General features: G+C 66.6%; 15 protein-coding genes and 1 pseudogene. 3 read left to right on the forward strand and 13 right to left on the reverse strand.

What is annotated here, in order from left to right:
• Positions 1-5 precede the first annotated feature (5 nt).
• From der to OCK02_RS18120, 3 genes are all read right to left on the reverse strand, one after another.
• Positions 6-1,439, reverse strand: a complete 1,434-nt coding sequence (gene der / locus OCK02_RS18110; protein ID WP_230808065.1) for a ribosome biogenesis GTPase Der — start codon at positions 1,437-1,439, stop codon at positions 6-8.
• 41 nt (positions 1,440-1,480) lie between these two features.
• On the reverse strand, positions 1,481-2,155 hold the full coding sequence (locus tag OCK02_RS18115) for a tetratricopeptide repeat protein (RefSeq protein ID WP_263814237.1): 675 nt from the start codon (positions 2,153-2,155) through the stop codon (positions 1,481-1,483).
• 119 nt (positions 2,156-2,274) lie between these two features.
• Complete coding sequence (locus OCK02_RS18120; protein WP_263814238.1) at positions 2,275-2,859, reverse strand: NnrU family protein; 585 nt, start codon at positions 2,857-2,859, stop codon at positions 2,275-2,277.
• A gap of 140 nt (positions 2,860-2,999) precedes the next feature.
• Here OCK02_RS18120 and OCK02_RS18125 point away from each other — a divergent pair, with 140 nt between their 5' ends.
• Positions 3,000-4,013, forward strand: a complete 1,014-nt coding sequence (locus tag OCK02_RS18125; RefSeq protein ID WP_263814239.1) for a polysaccharide deacetylase — start codon at positions 3,000-3,002, stop codon at positions 4,011-4,013.
• An 18-nt stretch (positions 4,014-4,031) separates the two neighbouring features.
• Here the strand turns inward: OCK02_RS18125 and sbmA are convergent, their stop codons facing one another.
• The 4 genes and pseudogenes from sbmA to OCK02_RS18145 form a co-directional block, all read right to left on the reverse strand.
• A complete protein-coding gene (gene sbmA / locus OCK02_RS18130) occupies positions 4,032-5,297 on the reverse strand; it encodes a peptide antibiotic transporter SbmA (protein WP_263814240.1) in 1,266 nt (421 codons plus the stop codon).
• 95 nt (positions 5,298-5,392) lie between these two features.
• Complete coding sequence (locus tag OCK02_RS18135) at positions 5,393-6,586, reverse strand: MFS transporter (RefSeq protein ID WP_263814241.1); 1,194 nt, start codon at positions 6,584-6,586, stop codon at positions 5,393-5,395.
• Positions 6,587-6,678: 92 nt separating this feature from the next.
• A complete protein-coding gene (gene map, locus OCK02_RS18140) occupies positions 6,679-7,428 on the reverse strand; it encodes a type I methionyl aminopeptidase (RefSeq protein WP_263814242.1) in 750 nt (249 codons plus the stop codon).
• Between the two features lie 54 nt (positions 7,429-7,482).
• Positions 7,483-8,526, reverse strand: a pseudogene (locus OCK02_RS18145) (LLM class flavin-dependent oxidoreductase).
• A 204-nt stretch (positions 8,527-8,730) separates the two neighbouring features.
• Here OCK02_RS18145 and OCK02_RS18150 point away from each other — a divergent pair.
• Positions 8,731-9,555, forward strand: coding sequence for a glycosyltransferase family 2 protein (locus tag OCK02_RS18150; protein ID WP_263814243.1), 825 nt, complete (start codon positions 8,731-8,733; stop codon positions 9,553-9,555).
• A 28-nt stretch (positions 9,556-9,583) separates the two neighbouring features.
• On the opposite strand, the gene OCK02_RS18155 is transcribed toward OCK02_RS18150, so the two are convergent.
• The 6 genes from OCK02_RS18155 to glpK form a co-directional block, all read right to left on the reverse strand.
• Complete coding sequence (locus tag OCK02_RS18155; RefSeq protein ID WP_318530143.1) at positions 9,584-10,003, reverse strand: type II toxin-antitoxin system VapC family toxin; 420 nt, start codon at positions 10,001-10,003, stop codon at positions 9,584-9,586.
• Positions 10,003-10,254, reverse strand: coding sequence for a type II toxin-antitoxin system Phd/YefM family antitoxin (locus OCK02_RS18160; protein WP_263814244.1), 252 nt, complete (start codon positions 10,252-10,254; stop codon positions 10,003-10,005). Before OCK02_RS18160 ends, OCK02_RS18155 begins: the two co-directional genes overlap by 1 nt.
• Positions 10,255-10,317: 63 nt before the next feature.
• Positions 10,318-11,577, reverse strand: a complete 1,260-nt coding sequence (locus OCK02_RS18165) for an RNA polymerase sigma factor (RefSeq protein WP_263814245.1) — start codon at positions 11,575-11,577, stop codon at positions 10,318-10,320.
• Positions 11,574-11,954 carry a YciI family protein gene (locus tag OCK02_RS18170; RefSeq protein WP_263814246.1) on the reverse strand — a complete coding sequence of 127 codons (381 nt, stop codon included), beginning with the start codon at positions 11,952-11,954 and terminating at the stop codon, positions 11,574-11,576. Before OCK02_RS18170 ends, OCK02_RS18165 begins: the two co-directional genes overlap by 4 nt.
• A 110-nt stretch (positions 11,955-12,064) precedes the next feature.
• Positions 12,065-12,283, reverse strand: coding sequence for a hypothetical protein (locus OCK02_RS18175; protein ID WP_263814247.1), 219 nt, complete (start codon positions 12,281-12,283; stop codon positions 12,065-12,067).
• 309 nt (positions 12,284-12,592) lie between these two features.
• A complete protein-coding gene (glpK, locus tag OCK02_RS18180; RefSeq protein ID WP_263814248.1) occupies positions 12,593-14,086 on the reverse strand; it encodes a glycerol kinase GlpK in 1,494 nt (497 codons plus the stop codon).
• Positions 14,087-14,308: 222 nt separating this feature from the next.
• On the opposite strand from glpK, the gene OCK02_RS18185 reads away from it, so the two are divergent.
• The gene (locus tag OCK02_RS18185; RefSeq protein WP_263814249.1) at positions 14,309-15,082 is read left to right on the forward strand and encodes a 3-hydroxybutyrate dehydrogenase; all 774 of its coding nucleotides are present in this window, start codon (positions 14,309-14,311) and stop codon (positions 15,080-15,082) included.
• Positions 15,083-15,088: the final 6 nt, after the last annotated feature.

A 15,088-nucleotide genomic window follows, 5' to 3' on the forward strand; every position in this document is an offset into this window, starting at 1 on the left:
GCGCCTCAGCGCCGCTTCTTCGCCTTGCCGGCGTAGGGATTGTCCGCGGCCCGGAAATGGATGCGGATCGGCACGCCGGGCAGGTCGAAATCGTTGCGCAGGCCGTTTGTCAGGTAGCGGACATAGGATTCCGGCAGCGCCTCGGGGCGCGTACACGAGATCATGAAGCCCGGCGGGCGAGCCTTCACCTGCGTCATGTATTTCAGCTTCAGCCTTCGACCGGAGACGGCCGGCGGCGGGTGCTGGACCTGCTGCGCCTCCAGCCAGCGGTTCAGCCGGGCTGTCGAGACGCGGCGGTTCCACACGCGGTCCGTATCGATGATCGACTGCATCAGCTTGTCGAGCCCGCGGCCGGTCTGGCCGGAGATCGGCACGGCGCGGATCCCGCGCGCCTGCGGCAAAAGCCGCTCGGTCTTCTCGCGCAGTTCCGCCAGCACGGCCTGCGGATCCTCGATCAAGTCCCATTTGTTGAAGGCGAGCACGGCCGCCCTGCCCTCGCGCAGGACGAGATCGACGATCTGCAGGTCCTGCTTCTCGAAGGGGATCGTCGCGTCGAAGACGATGACGACGGTTTCGGCGAAGCGGATCGCGCGCAGGCCGTCGGCGACCGACAGCTTCTCCAGCTTCTCCTGCACCTTCGCCTTGCGGCGCATGCCGGCGGTATCGAACATCTTGATGGTGCGGCCGCGCCAGTCCCACTCCACCGAGATGCTGTCGCGGGTGATGCCGGCCTCCGGGCCGGTCAGGAGCCGGTCCTCGCCGAGGAAGCGGTTGATCAGGGTCGACTTGCCGGCATTCGGGCGGCCCACGATCGCCACGCGCAGCGGCTTGGTCTCGTCATAGGCGGGCTCTTCGTCTTCCGCCTCGCCGTCTGCGCCGGGCGCGACCTGCGGCACGTCCACGTTGGTGACGGCCTCGTCCTCCTTGGGCGGGAAGGCGCGATCCTCGCCGATGGCCGCGACGATCGCGTCGCGCAGGTCGAGCATGCCCTGGCCGTGTTCGGCGGAAATCGGCGTCGGATCGCCGAGACCGAGGGTGAAGGCGTCATAGAAGCCGGCGTCGGAATCGCGCGCCTCGGACTTGTTGGCGACGAGCACCACCGGCTTGCCGTGGCGGCGCAGCATCTCGGCCAGCGCCTGGTCGACCGGGGTCAGTCCGGTCTTGGCATCGACGATGAACAGCGACAGGTCCGCCTCGTCGATCGCCGCCTCCGTCTGCGCCCGCATGCGTCCCTGCAGCGTCTCCGGCGCGGCCTCCTCGAGGCCGGCGGTGTCGACGACGCGGAAGCGCAGGTCCACCAGCTTCGCCTCGCCCGGCCGGCGGTCGCGGGTCACGCCCGGCGTGTCGTCCACCAGCGCGAGCTTCTTGCCCACCAGCCGGTTGAACAGCGTGGACTTGCCGACATTGGGGCGCCCGACGATGGCGACGGTGAAGCTCATGGGACGTTCCGTTCCGGTTTGAGCCGCGCGGAGGCGCGGCGTCAGGAGGAGGCCTTGCCGCTGGCGGCGATCAGGTCGAGCAGCATCTGCGCGCGGTTGGAAAGGTTGCGCGGCGCCTCGGCGTCGTCGACGATCTGCTCGAACCATTCCTTGGCGCGGGCGAAGTCGCCGGCCTTGTAGGCCGACAGGCCCAGCACCTCGCGCGCCGAATGGCGCATCGGGCTCGACGCGTTCGTCAGTTGCTCGGCCTCGGCGGCGACCTGCTCGTAGGTGCCGGTATCGACGAGGAGATAGGCCGCGCGCAGACGGGCCGCATCGCGGATGGCCTGCGGCACCGAACCGTCATTGGCGATCGCCGAAAACGCCGTGACCGCACCTGCGACGTCGCCGCCCTCCGCCAGGAGCGAGGCGGAGCGCATGCGCGCCAGCACCGGATAGGCGCCGAAACCTTCCTGCTCGAGCGCGGCAAGCTGCTTCTGGCCCTCGTCCTTGTTGCCCTCGCGGATCTGCGTCAGTGCGGAGAGGAACTTGTCGCCGGCAGCCGATGCCTCGTGCTCGCGCCAGTATTCGTAGCCGACCTTGGCGATCGTGCCGAGGACGAAGAGGATCGCGACAGCGATGAGGATCCGGCCGAAGCGCCGCCAGAAGGCGCGCATCTGGTCGGAGCGAAGTTCCTCGTTCACTTCGCGGATAAAGCTGTCGTCCTGGTTTGCCATTATCGGTTCCGGCTTTCACTCGAGAGAATGTTTTTCGCGCTTCTACCCGATTTTTGGCGCGTTGTAAGGGGGCAGCGCGATTTCGCGCCGCCGCCGCAGGTTCAATCCGGAAAAACCGGTCAGACCATCGGCGCAACGCCGATCAGGAGTTCGTGCAGTTTCAGCACGATTGCCACATAGAGCGCCACGCCGACGACGATGGCGATCACATCATAGCGAGCGGAAACGAAGACCGGCAGCTTCGTCTCGCCGGATGCGATCCGCTTCTTCAGCGAGATGCGGAGAACGACGGCCCAGGCGAGGATCGCCAGGAACAGCACCACCGAATAGCTCTCGCCATTGGCGAGCAGGTGCGCGAGCGCCCAGATCTTGATCGCCACGAGCAACGGGAACTTCAGCTTCGTGCGGATGTACCCCGCCGGCAGGAAGCCGGCGACCAGACAGATCGAGGCGATCAGCATCAGCGTCAGCGTGATGTGCGCCATGAACGCCGGCGGGAAGTAGAGCATGGTGCCGCCGTTCTGGCGCGCGTCGATGAAGCCGTAGACCATCATGACCGCGCTCAGGAGCGAAACGATGCCGTGGATCGCCATGAAGGCCGGCTTGCCGAGACGGTCGATTGCGGCGGCACGAAGGCCGGGCGCAAACGGGCGAACGAGATGCGTCGCGATGAAGAGAACGATGCCCGCAACGAGTAAAGTCATGGAATTCCGCCTTTCGTCATGGAAATGCGGTCAGAGACCGTCACGCTGGGATAGCGCCGCCTTCGGCCAAATTCCAGTGCGAACACGGCTTTGCCGCAATCGCAACCGATGAAGGCCCGTTGCAAATTGTCGCGGTGCCCATGTTTCGATCAAGTTTTTCAGCCGTCCTCGCCATTTCCCTTGCCGGTTTTCCGGCCCTTGCGCAGTCGCCGCAGGATCCGGCGGACAAGGCGCCGGCGCAACTCGTCGTCGTTTCCTTCGACGGCGCCCATGACAACCGGCTGTGGACGCAGAGCCGCGAGATGGCGCGGCGCACCGGTGCGCACTTCACCTATTTCCTCTCCTGCACCTTCCTGATGACGAAGGAGAACCGCAAGAGCTACCAGGCCCCGCACCATCCGCGCGGCAAGTCGAACGTCGGTTTCGCGCCGGACAACAAGGACGTCGTCACCCGGCTGGAGCACATCTGGCAGGCCCGCGCCGAGGGACACGACATCGGCAGCCATGCCTGCGGCCATTTCGACGGCGCGAAATGGAGCACCGAGGAGTGGAAGCAGGAGTTCGACTTCTTCCGCAACACGCTGCGCGACGCCTGGCAGAACGCCGGCGTGCCCGAGCGCGAACCGGTGGAATGGCGGAATTTCGCCGAGAAGGACATCGCAGGCTTCCGGGCGCCCTATCTGTCGTCGGGTCCGGCGCTGACGCAGGCGCTGCGCGACTTCGGCTTCCGCTACGACGCAAGCCAGGTCTCCAAGGGGCCGGTGCTGCCGAACGAGAGCGACGGCTTCGTGCACTTTTCCCTGCCGTTGATCCCCGAAGGTCCCTCCGCCAGGCCGGTGATCGGCATGGACTACAACCTGTTCGTCCGCCACTCGCGCGGAATCGAGGACAAGAAGAACAGCGCCACCTTCGAGGAACGGACGCTCTCCGCCTTCCGCGCCGCGTTCGATGAGCAATATGCCGGCGACCGCATCCCGCTCCAGCTCGGCTTTCATTTCGTGGCGATGAACGGCGGCGCCTACTGGCGCGCGCTCGATCGCTTCCTCACCGAGGTCTGCAGTAAGCCCGGCGTCGCCTGCGTCAGCCAGCGCGAGGCGATGGACATCCTGGCCGAACGGACGAAGGCGGCCAGGGCCGCCTCCGAAACGCTCTGACGTCGCACAGTTCTCGTCTTACTGCGCCATTTCCTCGACCCCGCCGGCGGCGATGAATTCCTCGTCGATCGACGGCAGCGGCCTGTCGTCCATCGCCGCCTCGAACGCCTTCAGGCGCTTGTAGATCGAGATCAGCTCGATGACGGTCGGCCAGGAGTTGACGAGGTACTGGAATGAATTGGTGACCTGCGAGAACGCGCCCTGGATCTGCTGCATCAGGCCGAAGGTGATCGTGGCCGCGACGACCGAGGGGATCAGCAGGAAGAGCGAGAAGATGACGTCGGTCTGCAGGTAGAAGTAGCGGGCGACGTTGAAGTACATGTAGTGGAAATAGAGCCGGAAATAGTTCTTCCGGACGTTATCGAACAGCTCGCGCACCGTCGGCGGCTGGGCGCGATCGGCATGGTCCTCGCCATAGACGAGTTCCTTGCGGTAGGCCGCCTCGACGCGCTGGTTGCGGAACTCCAGCCCCGGCAGCTTCACGCCGACGACGGCCAGAAGGACGGTCCCGAAGATCGACCAGAAGATCGCAGCCGTCACCAGCGGGTAGGGAATGGCGCCGACGATCGGCAGTTCCTTGATGCTCGCCGACAGCGCATGCAGCACCGGCAGGAACGCGATCAGCGTCATGAAGGAATCGACCAGGCGGATGCCGAGGCCTTCCACGGTACTGGCAAAGCGCATCGTGTCTTCCTGGATACGCTGCGAGGCACCCTCGATCGTGCGGACCTTGGGCCAGACCGAGACATAGAAGTTGTTCATCGCATTGCGCCAGCGGAAGACGTAGTGGCTGGTGAAGAAGGCGATGAGCACGCCGGTAACGATGGAAATCGAGGCAAGCTGGAAGAAGATGAAGGCGTAGCCGTAGAGCTCGTCGTAGCCGACGGTGTTCGGCGCCTTCAGAGCCTCGATGATGCGATCATAGGTTGGCCGGCGCCAGTTGTTGACGGCGACGCTGATATCGACGGAGAAATAGACCGTGAAGATGAGGAAGGCCGAGCCCCAGACGGACCACAGCCGCCACGGCTGGTTGGCGGCGCGCAGGTGCCAGAAGCCGCAGAAGATCACCATCGACACGATGAAATAGAGGTAGAACCAGATCGAGGCGGTGGTGAAGAAATGGCCGAGCCCGATCGGCACTTCCTGCCCGGGGGCGAGAGGCGGCAGGCCCAGCGAAGCGCCGAGGCTCTCGCCGAAACTGTACCAGAACCCGACGACCACGAACGTCCAGATCAGGGCGGACAGGAAGAATTTTTTCGGCTCGGGGAAGAAGGAATGAAACAAGGCGATCGTCTCTCGTTGCGGGAACGGTTGCTCCGCTCCTGTTCGCGCGGAAACTAAAGCAGTTTCCGCACAGCAACAATCGCCGGGGCCGTGGATTACCGAGATTTAATCAAGTCGTGATCGTGGGCGGTAAGGGTCGCAAGTGCTGCGATCGCCAGCACGGCGGCCGCAAGCAGGCTCGGCAGGCCGTAGCCGCCCGAAAGGCCGGCGAGCCAGCCGGCGGCGAGCGGCCCGACGATCTGGCCGACGCCGAAGGCCGCCGTCATCATGGCGAGCGACCGGCGCGGGCTTTCCGGCGCCATGGTGCGGCCGAGCTGGAGGCCATAGGCGGTGACCACCATGAACGTCGCCCCCAGCAGAATTCCACCGACGAGGACGGAGGCCGGCGCCGGCAGCACGACCGTGGCGGCGACGCCGAACGCTTCGAACACCAGCGCCGCGCGGTAGACGCCGAGGATGCCGAGACGCCGGTCGAACGCCTTCCAGACAAAGAGCGACAGCGCCGCCGTCAGGCCGGTGAGAAACCAGGTCAGCCCTTCGAGCAGCCGCCCGCCTCCACCTTCGCGGGCCATGGCGACGATGAAGGTGGCGGTGACGACATAGCCGATGCCGAACAGCCCGTAGCTGAGCGTCAGCGCCAGAAGCGGCCGCTTCCAGACAAGCGGCGGCTCCGGCCGGGCCGGGCCGCCCCGGCCGCCACGCGGCAGAAAGGGCCCGATCGCGAAAAGGGCGAGCGCGGCAAAGGCGGCCGCGACGAACCAGTCCAGCCGCCAGCCCGGCAATCCGGCCGGATGCAGCGAGGCAAGCCCGAGCACCAGCAGGGACGACAGCGCGATCCCTGCCCCCACGCCGGAAAAAAAGATGACGGGAACACGCCTGTCGCCCGCCGCAAGCCCGTGCGACAGGACGATGGCTGCGGTGAAGACCATACCGAGCGCGCTGGCAAGGCCCGCCAGGAAGCGGATGACGATGAAGGCGGGCATGCTGCCGGCAAGGCCCATGGCCGCCAGCAGCATCGCATTCGCCGCCAGCGCCGCCAGTGCCAGCGGGCGCTCGCGTCCGGCCGCCCAGCCATAGGCGGCCAGGACGGCGCCTGCGAGATAGCCGGCGAAATTGGCGGCGGCGATCAGGCCGCCCTGCGCCGGATCGAGGTGCAGGTCGGCCATCATCGCCGGCAGGACCGGCGTATAGAAGAACCGGCCGAATCCCATGAGCGACGCGAGCGCCAGCCCGCCCGCGGTCGCCACGACGACGGGATGGGGATGGAGCGGTTTGGAGACATGCAACATGCCGCCGTCCTATTGCAGCGCAACATGCTGCGTCAAACGACTAAAACTGATCGATCGACGATTATTTCTGAAGGCCGGCACCGCGCCCGGCTTCAGCCCGGCAGCGTCAGGATCAGCGGTCCGTTCCGCGTCGCCACCACGGTATGCTCGAACTGCACGGTCGGCGCACGCGGATCGCTGTAAAGCGTCCAGTCGTCGTCGCCGTTCTCCGCCCAGTTGGCGCCGAGCGAGAGGAACGGCTCGACGGTGAAGACGAGGCCGTCCGTCATCAGCCGCTTCTCGCGGCTGTCCGGCCAGGTCGCGATCTCGGAGGGTTCCTCGTGCAGCGAACGGCCGACGCCGTGGCTGGCGAGGTTGGTGATCAGCGTATAGCGGTTCTTGCGGGCAAACGTGCCGATGGCGTTGCCGATCGCCGACAGCGGCTTGCCGGCCTTGACCTCCTTCAGCCCCACCCACATCGCCCGCTTGCCGTCGCGGCAGAGCCGGTCCACGTTCGCAGCGACGCGGCCGACCGTGAACGATGCGCCGGTATCGGCGAAAAAGCCGTCGAGTTCAGCGGAGACGTCGATGTTGACCAGGTCGCCCTCGGCGATGACGCGGTCGCCGGGAATGCCGTGCGCGACTTCCTCGTTGACGCTGATGCAGGTGGCGCCGGGAAATTCGTAGCAGCTTTCCGGGGCCGAGCGGGCGCCGGCCTCCTCCAGCATCCGCCGGCCGATCAGGTCCAGCTCCGCCGTCGTCATGCCCGGTCGGATGGCCGCGCCCATGTGCTGCAGGACATTGCCGCACAGGCGGCCGATCGCCTGCATGCCGCGCAGGTCTTCGTCGTTGTTGAGTGTCATCCTATCTCGCTTTCGGGCCGCTCCATATCACGGAGACGCGACGGAGACCATGCCTCAGGCCGGCGTCCCCGCCGCGAGCCCCTCGCGCACCAGCGGCGCGACCTTCGTGCCGTAGAGCTCGATGCCGCGCATGATCTGGTCGTGCGGCATCAGGCCGATCGCCATCTGCAGCACGAAGCGGTCGTTGCGGAAGAGCCGGTGGTGGGCGACGATCTTGGCTGCGACCGTTTCGGGATCGCCGAGGAACAGATGGCCCTCCGGCCCGGTGGCGAGATCGAACTGCGCCCGGCTCGTCGGCCCCCAGCCGCGCTCGGCGCCGATCCGGTTCATCACCGCGGTCTGCGGCCCGAAGAACCGGTCGGCCGCCGCCTCGAACGTGTCGGCGATGAAGCCGTGCACGTTGATGCTGGTCTTCAGCTTTGTCACCTCCTGCCCGGCGCGGCCTGCGGCCTCGCGGTAGAGGTCGAACAGCGGCGCATAGCGCGCCGGCGTGCCGCCGATGATCGCCAGCGCCAGCGGCAGGCCATGCACCGCAGCCCGCACCACCGATTGCGGCGTACCCCCGACGGCGATCCAGATCGGCAGCCGGCCTTGGACCGGCCGCGGATAAACGCCGAGCCCAGGGATGGGCGCCCGCGTCTCTCCGCTCCAGGAGACCTTTTCGCTGTCGTTGATCGCCAGAAGCAGGTCGAGCTTTTCCTCAAACAGCTTGTCGTAGTCCTCCAGATCGTAGCCGAACTACGGGAAGGACTCGATGAAGGAACCGCGACCGGCCATGATCTCGGCGCGCCCGCTCGAGATCAGGTCCAGCGTCGCATACTGCTGGAAGACGCGCACCGGGTCGTCGGAAGAAAGCACGGTCACCGAACTGGAAAACCGGATCGACTTCGTCCGCGCCGCGGCCGCGGCGAGGATGACCGCCGGAGCGGACGCCGCATAGTCCGGACGGTGGTGCTCGCCGATCCCGAACACGTCGAGACCGACCCGGTCGGCCAGTTCGATCTCTTCCAGAAGCTCGCGCACGCGCCGCTCCCCTTCCCTGCCGCGGTCTGCGGCAGCGGGATCGACATCGGCAAAGGTGTGAAGGCCAAGTTCCATCGGCGTGTCTTCCGGTTGTTCGCGTCGTCCCGGACGATAGGGGGATGCCACCGGCAAGCAAAGGCCGGAAAATGGAAACAGAGCGTTTCGCAGGCCCGCCGGAGCAGCACTCGTCACTACCGGCGGTTCGTTGACCATGCGTGGCCGGTCATGCCAAGGGTCTGCCGAAATCGCCGGCCCTTTCCGTCGCTCCAGGTCAATTCGTTGCGCATTATTTCGCTGTCCACAATCCCGCCGCGCTTCTCGACCCTCGGCCCGACGCTGCAAAGCCTCGTCGCCCAGAAGGCCGGGATCGACGAGATACGCCTCCATATTCCGCTGCGCTACCGCCGCTTTCCGGGCTATGACGGCGCGCTGCCGGAGGTCCCGGACGGTGTGCGGATCGTGCGCCCGGACACCGACCTCGGCCCGGCTTCGAAGGTCCTGTTCGCGGCGAGGGAACTCCGCGGCAAGCCGGCGCAGATCCTCTTTTGCGACGACGACAAGGTCTTCGCCCCCACCTGGGCCGGCGACCTTCTCGCCGTCCAGGCGGCCCGGCCCAGCGAATGCGTGGCCTTGATCGGCAAGAACCTCGCCTCCCATCGCGGCAAGCCGGGCCCCTTCCAGCCGAAGGCGGTGCGAACCGGCAAGCTCGACCCGTCGCTGCGCGCGCGCCGGCTCGCCCACAGGATCATGACGGCCGTGCTGCGCCAGGACGTGCCGCGCCCGATGCGCCGCCCGATCGCCAGGGCCGGCTATGTCGATATCCTCCAGGGGCTCGGCGGCGTCGTCGTGCGCCCCGATTTCTTCGATGACAACGCCTACGACATCCCAGATGTCGTCTGGACCGTGGACGACGTCTGGCTCTCCGGCCTGCTGGCGTGGAAGGGCATCCCGATCTGGCTGCCCGCCGGCATCGAGGAACCGGTGACGACCGGTGCCCATGACATCGATTCCCTTTATCGCTCGACGATCGAAGGCATCACCCGCAAGGACGCCAACCGTAGCTCGATCGCCTACATGCAGGAGCGCTTCGGCATCTGGAAGTAGGCCGTGCGGGGCTCGGCTGGGCACGGGTTCAGAACGCCCACGGATCGAGCAGCTCAAGGTCCATGCCGGCAAAGTCGCGTAGGTTGCGCGTGACCAGAACGAAATTGCTGGCCGCCGCGGTCGCCCCGATCAATCCGTCGCGAAAAGGCCGTGGATCGGGCACGGAGAACCGCGCACAGTGGAGTGCGACCGGATGGTCGACCGCAAGGATACGTCCGTCGAAGGCAGGCAGCACCGCCTCGTTCAGCCATCGGCGCAGGGCCGCACCCTGCCGGGCGTCCCGCCGTTCCATCTGCAGCACGCCGAGTTCCAGTTCGAGGATCGAAATGGCGGAGAGATAGAGCTGCGCCGGTGTCACCGTCTCCGACCAGCGCAGGACGGCCGGATCGGCGCGTCCCGCCGCCTTCTTGCGCAGTTCGGATACGACATTGGTATCGAGCAGATACATCAGTCGAAATCCGCCGGGCGCAGGGCGGCGTCGCCGAGTTTCGGCGCCTCGAAATCGATGTCCTCGCCGCCGGGCATGGCCAGCAGATCGGCGATGGTTCCGCTGCGGCGCGCTAACCGGTTATAGTCCTCGATCGACAGCAGGACGTGTGCCGCACGGCCGCGATCGGTGATGAAGACGGGACCGCGCTCCGCCGCCTTCTTCGCCCGGCCCGTATCCTGATTGAATTCGCGGCTTGTCATGCGCGCCATGCAGCACCTCCATATGTAGAAACATTACTACAATGGCAGGCACGGTGCAATTCCAGCGTCGGTTCAGGGAGCAGTGCCGGCTGCAGCCTCGCAGGCCAGCCCGTCGAGGTGCTGGCGGATATGGGCGGCTTCCGCCGGCGTCGTGGCAAGTGCTATGGCGCGCTCGAAGGCGGCATGCGCCTCGCGATTACGGCCGAGTTGCCTCAGGAGCCCGCCCCTCAGCCCGTGGAAGTAGAAATAGCCCGAAAGCCGGTCTTCGAGCGGTTCGATCAGGTCGAGCGCCGCCTGCGCGCCCTGCCGGCGGGACACGGCGACGGCCCGGTTCAGCGTGACGACCGGCGACGGCTGCAGGCGCTCGAGCGACTGGTAGAGCAGGTCGATCTCCTCCCAGTCGGTCTCCTCGGAATGTTTCGCCCGCGCATGCAGCGCGGCGATCGCGGCCTGGATCTGGTAGGGCCCCGGCGACCGGTGGCGAAGCGCCTTGTCGATCAGCGCCAGCGCCTCGTGGATCATGCGGCCGTCCCAGAGGCTGCGGTCCTGGTCCTCCAGGAGCACGATCTGGCCATCCGCGTCGAAGCGCGCGGCCTTGCGCGAATGCTGAAGCAAGAGCAGCGCCGTCAGCCCCATGATCTCGGGTTCGGAGGGAAACAGCCGCAGCAGCAATCGCGAAAGCCGGATCGCCTCTTCGCAGAACGGCGTGTCGGCACGCTGGTTTTCACCGGCGGAATAGCCCTCGTTGAACACGAGGTAGACCATCGCCGCGACCGCGCCGAGCCGCTCCGCACGGGCTACCGCATCCGGTGCCTCGAACGGCAGGCCGGCCGCCGCGATCCTCGCCTTGGCGCGGGTGATCCGCTGCTCCATCGCGGCCTCCGAGACGAGGAAGGCGCGGGCGATCTGGCGGACCGAAAGCCCGGAGACGATGCGGAGCGCCAGCGCGATCTGCTGCGTCGCCGGCAATTCGGGATGGCAGCAGACGAACAGGAGCCGAAGGATATCGTCGCGGTAGTGCGATCCGTCCAGCCGTTCGGCGAGATCCCCCTCGACATCCTCGAGGTCCGACAGCGTCTCCTCCGGCGGTAGCGGCTCCTGCCTTGCCCGCTTGCGCAGGCTGTCGATGCCGCTGTTGCGGCCGACGAAGATCAGCCAGGCGATCGGGTCGCGCGGCGGCCCCTTGTCCGGCCAGGTGCGCACCGCCCGCAGGCACGCCTCCTGGAAGGCCTCCTCCGCAAGATCGAGGTCGCGGAAATAGCGCAGCAGCGCCCCCATCGCCTGCGGGCGGGCGGAGGAAAGGGCAAGGTCGATCCAGGAAAGTTCGCTCACAACGGGTCCAGTGCTCCACCGGGTTTGAAGACGCGCAGCGGCCGGATCTCGTAGGCGCCGACACCGGGATTGGCGACCGCCAGTTCCTTGGCGAAGGCGATCGCCGCGTCGAGCGTCTCCATGTCGACGACGAAGAAGCCGAGGAACTGCTCCTTGGTCTCGGCGAAGGGACCGTCGACGACGAAACTCTCGCCCGGCGCCTTCCTGAGCGTGGTCGCGGCCGTCGTCGGCATCAGCCGCGCGACCGGCCCGAGCCGACCGGCGGCCGCATGTTTGCGCTCCACCGCGGCAAGGTCGGACATCACCTTGTCCTCCTCCTCCTTGCTCCACGCGGCGACCGCATCCTCGGAATTGTAGCAGAGAACGGCATACAGCATTGCTTCCTCCCATCGTTGCAATGACGTAGGAGTAACGCCGTTCCCGACACGGCGCATGAAAAATTCGCGAACTGTTTCAATTTGCCGGGCCGGCGCCCGCGGTGGTGCCATCAGATCTTGAAGACTTCGTCCCGCCAGAACACGATCACATATCCGCCCGTCGATGCCGCCTTTGAACCCCAGGCGCGCAATTGCGTGCCGTATGGCTCGCGCCGCCAGATGTCCCCAAAATCCGGGTCGACCAGAACCGTGATCTGCGGGCCTTGCCTGTAGATCATCATGTGCGAGCGCGACGGCTCCCACTCGGCGCCGAGATTCTCATCGGACATCCACCGGCAAAGAAAGTCCCGGCAGACCGAAGGGCGGTTTTCATAGTCCGAGCAGCCCTCTCCTTCGACGCAATGCCGGCACCAGCTATTGGCCGGTTTCTCGAGCAGGTCGATGTCAGGCAGTCGGCAACAGAGCGTGCAGGTCCCGCATGACCGACCTGCCACGACGTTTGAAGAAAGGTGCATATCCGGGCAATAGCATCCGGAGGCGCCGAACAGAAGACCGGTTTGTTCGAGCTAGCTCTCCGACAGCCGCAAGCCCGATGACGGGTGAGCCGGCCCCTTGCTGCGGTTGGTAGGATTCCCGCCCTACCCCGCGCTCAGCGTCCGCCGCACCGCGTCCTTCCAGCCGGCGATCTTTTCGGCGCGGGTCTCCGCGTCCATCTGCGGCTCGAAGCGGCGGTCGCGGGCCCAGGAGCGGGCGATGCCGTCCCGGTCGGGCCAGACCCCGGCGCGATGGCCGGCGAGCCAGGCCGCCCCCAGCGCCGTCGTCTCCAGGATCGTCGGCCGGTCGACCGGCGCGTCGAGGATGTCGGCGAGCCGCTGCATCGTCCAGTCCGAGGCGACCATGCCGCCATCGACGCGCAGCACCGTGTCGCGCGCGCCATCCGCCCAGTCGCCGCGCATGGCGTCGAGAAGGTCGCGGGTCTGGAAGCAGACGGCCTCCAGTGCTGCGCGTGCAAATTCCGCCGGCCCCGTGCCCCGCGTCATGCCGTAGATCGCCGCCCGCGCGTCCGGGTCCCAGTGCGGGGCCCCGAGGCCGGTGAAGGCGGGCACCAGATAGACGTGCTGCGTCGGGTCCGCCTTGTCCGCAAGCGCGCTGGCCTCCGACGCCGCGCCGATGATCTTCAGCCCGTCGCGCAACCATTGGACGGCCGCACCCGCAATGAAGATGGAGCCTTCCAGCGCATAGGTCGTCTCGCCGTCGAGACGATAGGCGATCGTCGTCAGCAGCCGGTTCTTCGAGCGCACCATGTCCGAACCGGTGTTCAGAAGCGCAAAGCAGCCGGTGCCGTAGGTCGATTTCATCATGCCGGGCTCGAAACAGGCCTGCCCGATGGTCGCCGCCTGCTGATCGCCGGCGACGCCGAGGATCGGCACTTCGGCGCCGAGATGCTCGCGCAGGGTGACGCCGAAATCGGCCGCGCAATCGAAGACCTCGGGCAGCATTGCCCGCGGAACCCCCAGGATCGAAAGCAGCTCGTCGTCCCAGGCATTGGCGGCGATGTCGTACATCAGCGTCCGGCTGGCATTGGTCGCATCGGTGGCGAACGAACGCCCGCCGGTCAGGCGCCAGATCAGGAACGTATCGATGGTGCCGAAGCAGAGCTCGCCGCGTTCGGCGCGCGACCGCGCGCCCTCGACATTGTCGAGCAGCCAGGCAAGCTTGGTGCCGGAGAAATAGGGATCGAGCAGCAGGCCGGTCTTGCCGGTGAAAAGCTCTTCCAGCCCCTGGCGCTTCAGGTCCTCGCAGTGTTCCGCCGTCCGCCGGTCCTGCCAGACGATGGCGTTGTAGATCGGCCGGCCGCTGTCGCGGTCCCAGACGACGACGGTCTCGCGCTGGTTGGTGATGCCGATGCCCGAAAGCTGCGATGCGTCGATGCCCGCCTGCTCGAGCGCGACGCGGGCCGACCAGATCACGCTCTCCCAGATCTCCTCGGGATTGTGCTCGACCCAGCCCGAACGGGGAAAGACCTGCGGGAACTCGCGCTGGCCGACGCCCGTGACCCGCTGGTCATCGTCGAAGACGATCGCCCGGCTCGAGGTCGTGCCCTGGTCGATTGCGAGTATGAAGCCGCCCATGAAACCCTCCCGTCCTGTCCGGCCGCTCCCAACGGCATTCGGAATCTTCAATACGACATGAAAACGAATGTCAAAGGAAAATAAAACGCAAGCTGCGGCGCACAATCTCTGCGCTGCGCCGCCCCAAATGCCGATTGCAACGGCCCGTCTCTTGCGCGTAGGCTGGCCGCGAAGCGGCGCACCGGAGGCTCTGTTCGCCGCGAGAACAGGGAGAAGCGTGAAATGAAGACAGCCGTCGTCACCGGCTCCACCAGCGGCATCGGCCTTGCGATCGCCACGGCTTTCGCCCGGACCGGCGCCAATGTCGTCCTCAACGGGCTCGGCGACGCGTCCGAGGTGGAGGAGATCACGCAGCGGCTTTCCGGCCTCGGCGACGGCAAGGTGACCTATCATCCCGCCGACATGACGCGGCCCGCGGAGATCGCCGACATGATCGCGACCGCGACCGCCACCTTCGGCAGCGTCGACATCCTCGTCAACAATGCCGGCATCCAGCATGTCGAGAAGATCGAGGACTTCCCGGTCGACAAATGGGACCAGATCATCGCCATCAACCTGTCGAGCTCCTTCCACACGATCCGCGCGGCGATCCCCGGAATGAAGGCGAAGGGCTGGGGCCGCATCATCAACGTCGCCTCCGCCCACGGCCTCGTCGCCTCGCCCTTCAAGTCGGCCTATGTGGCGGCGAAACATGGTATCATGGGCCTGACCAAGGCCGTGGCGCTGGAGGTCGCCGACCAGGGCATCACCGTCAACGCCATCTGCCCGGGCTACGTGCTGACGCCGCTGGTGGAAAAGCAGATCCCCGACACGGCGCGCGCCCGCGGCATCACCGAGGCGCAGGTGAAGTCGGACGTCATGCTGAAGTTCCAGCCGACCAAGGAGTTCGTCAGCGTCGAGGAAGTGGCCGAGACGGCGGTCTTCCTCGCCGGCGATGCCGCCCGCTCCATCACCGGGACGCACATCTCCATCGACGGCGGCTGGACCGCGCAATAGCAGGCC

This window comes from Rhizobium sp. TRM96647, assembly GCF_025780115.1.
Lineage (GTDB): Bacteria > Pseudomonadota > Alphaproteobacteria > Rhizobiales > Rhizobiaceae > Mycoplana.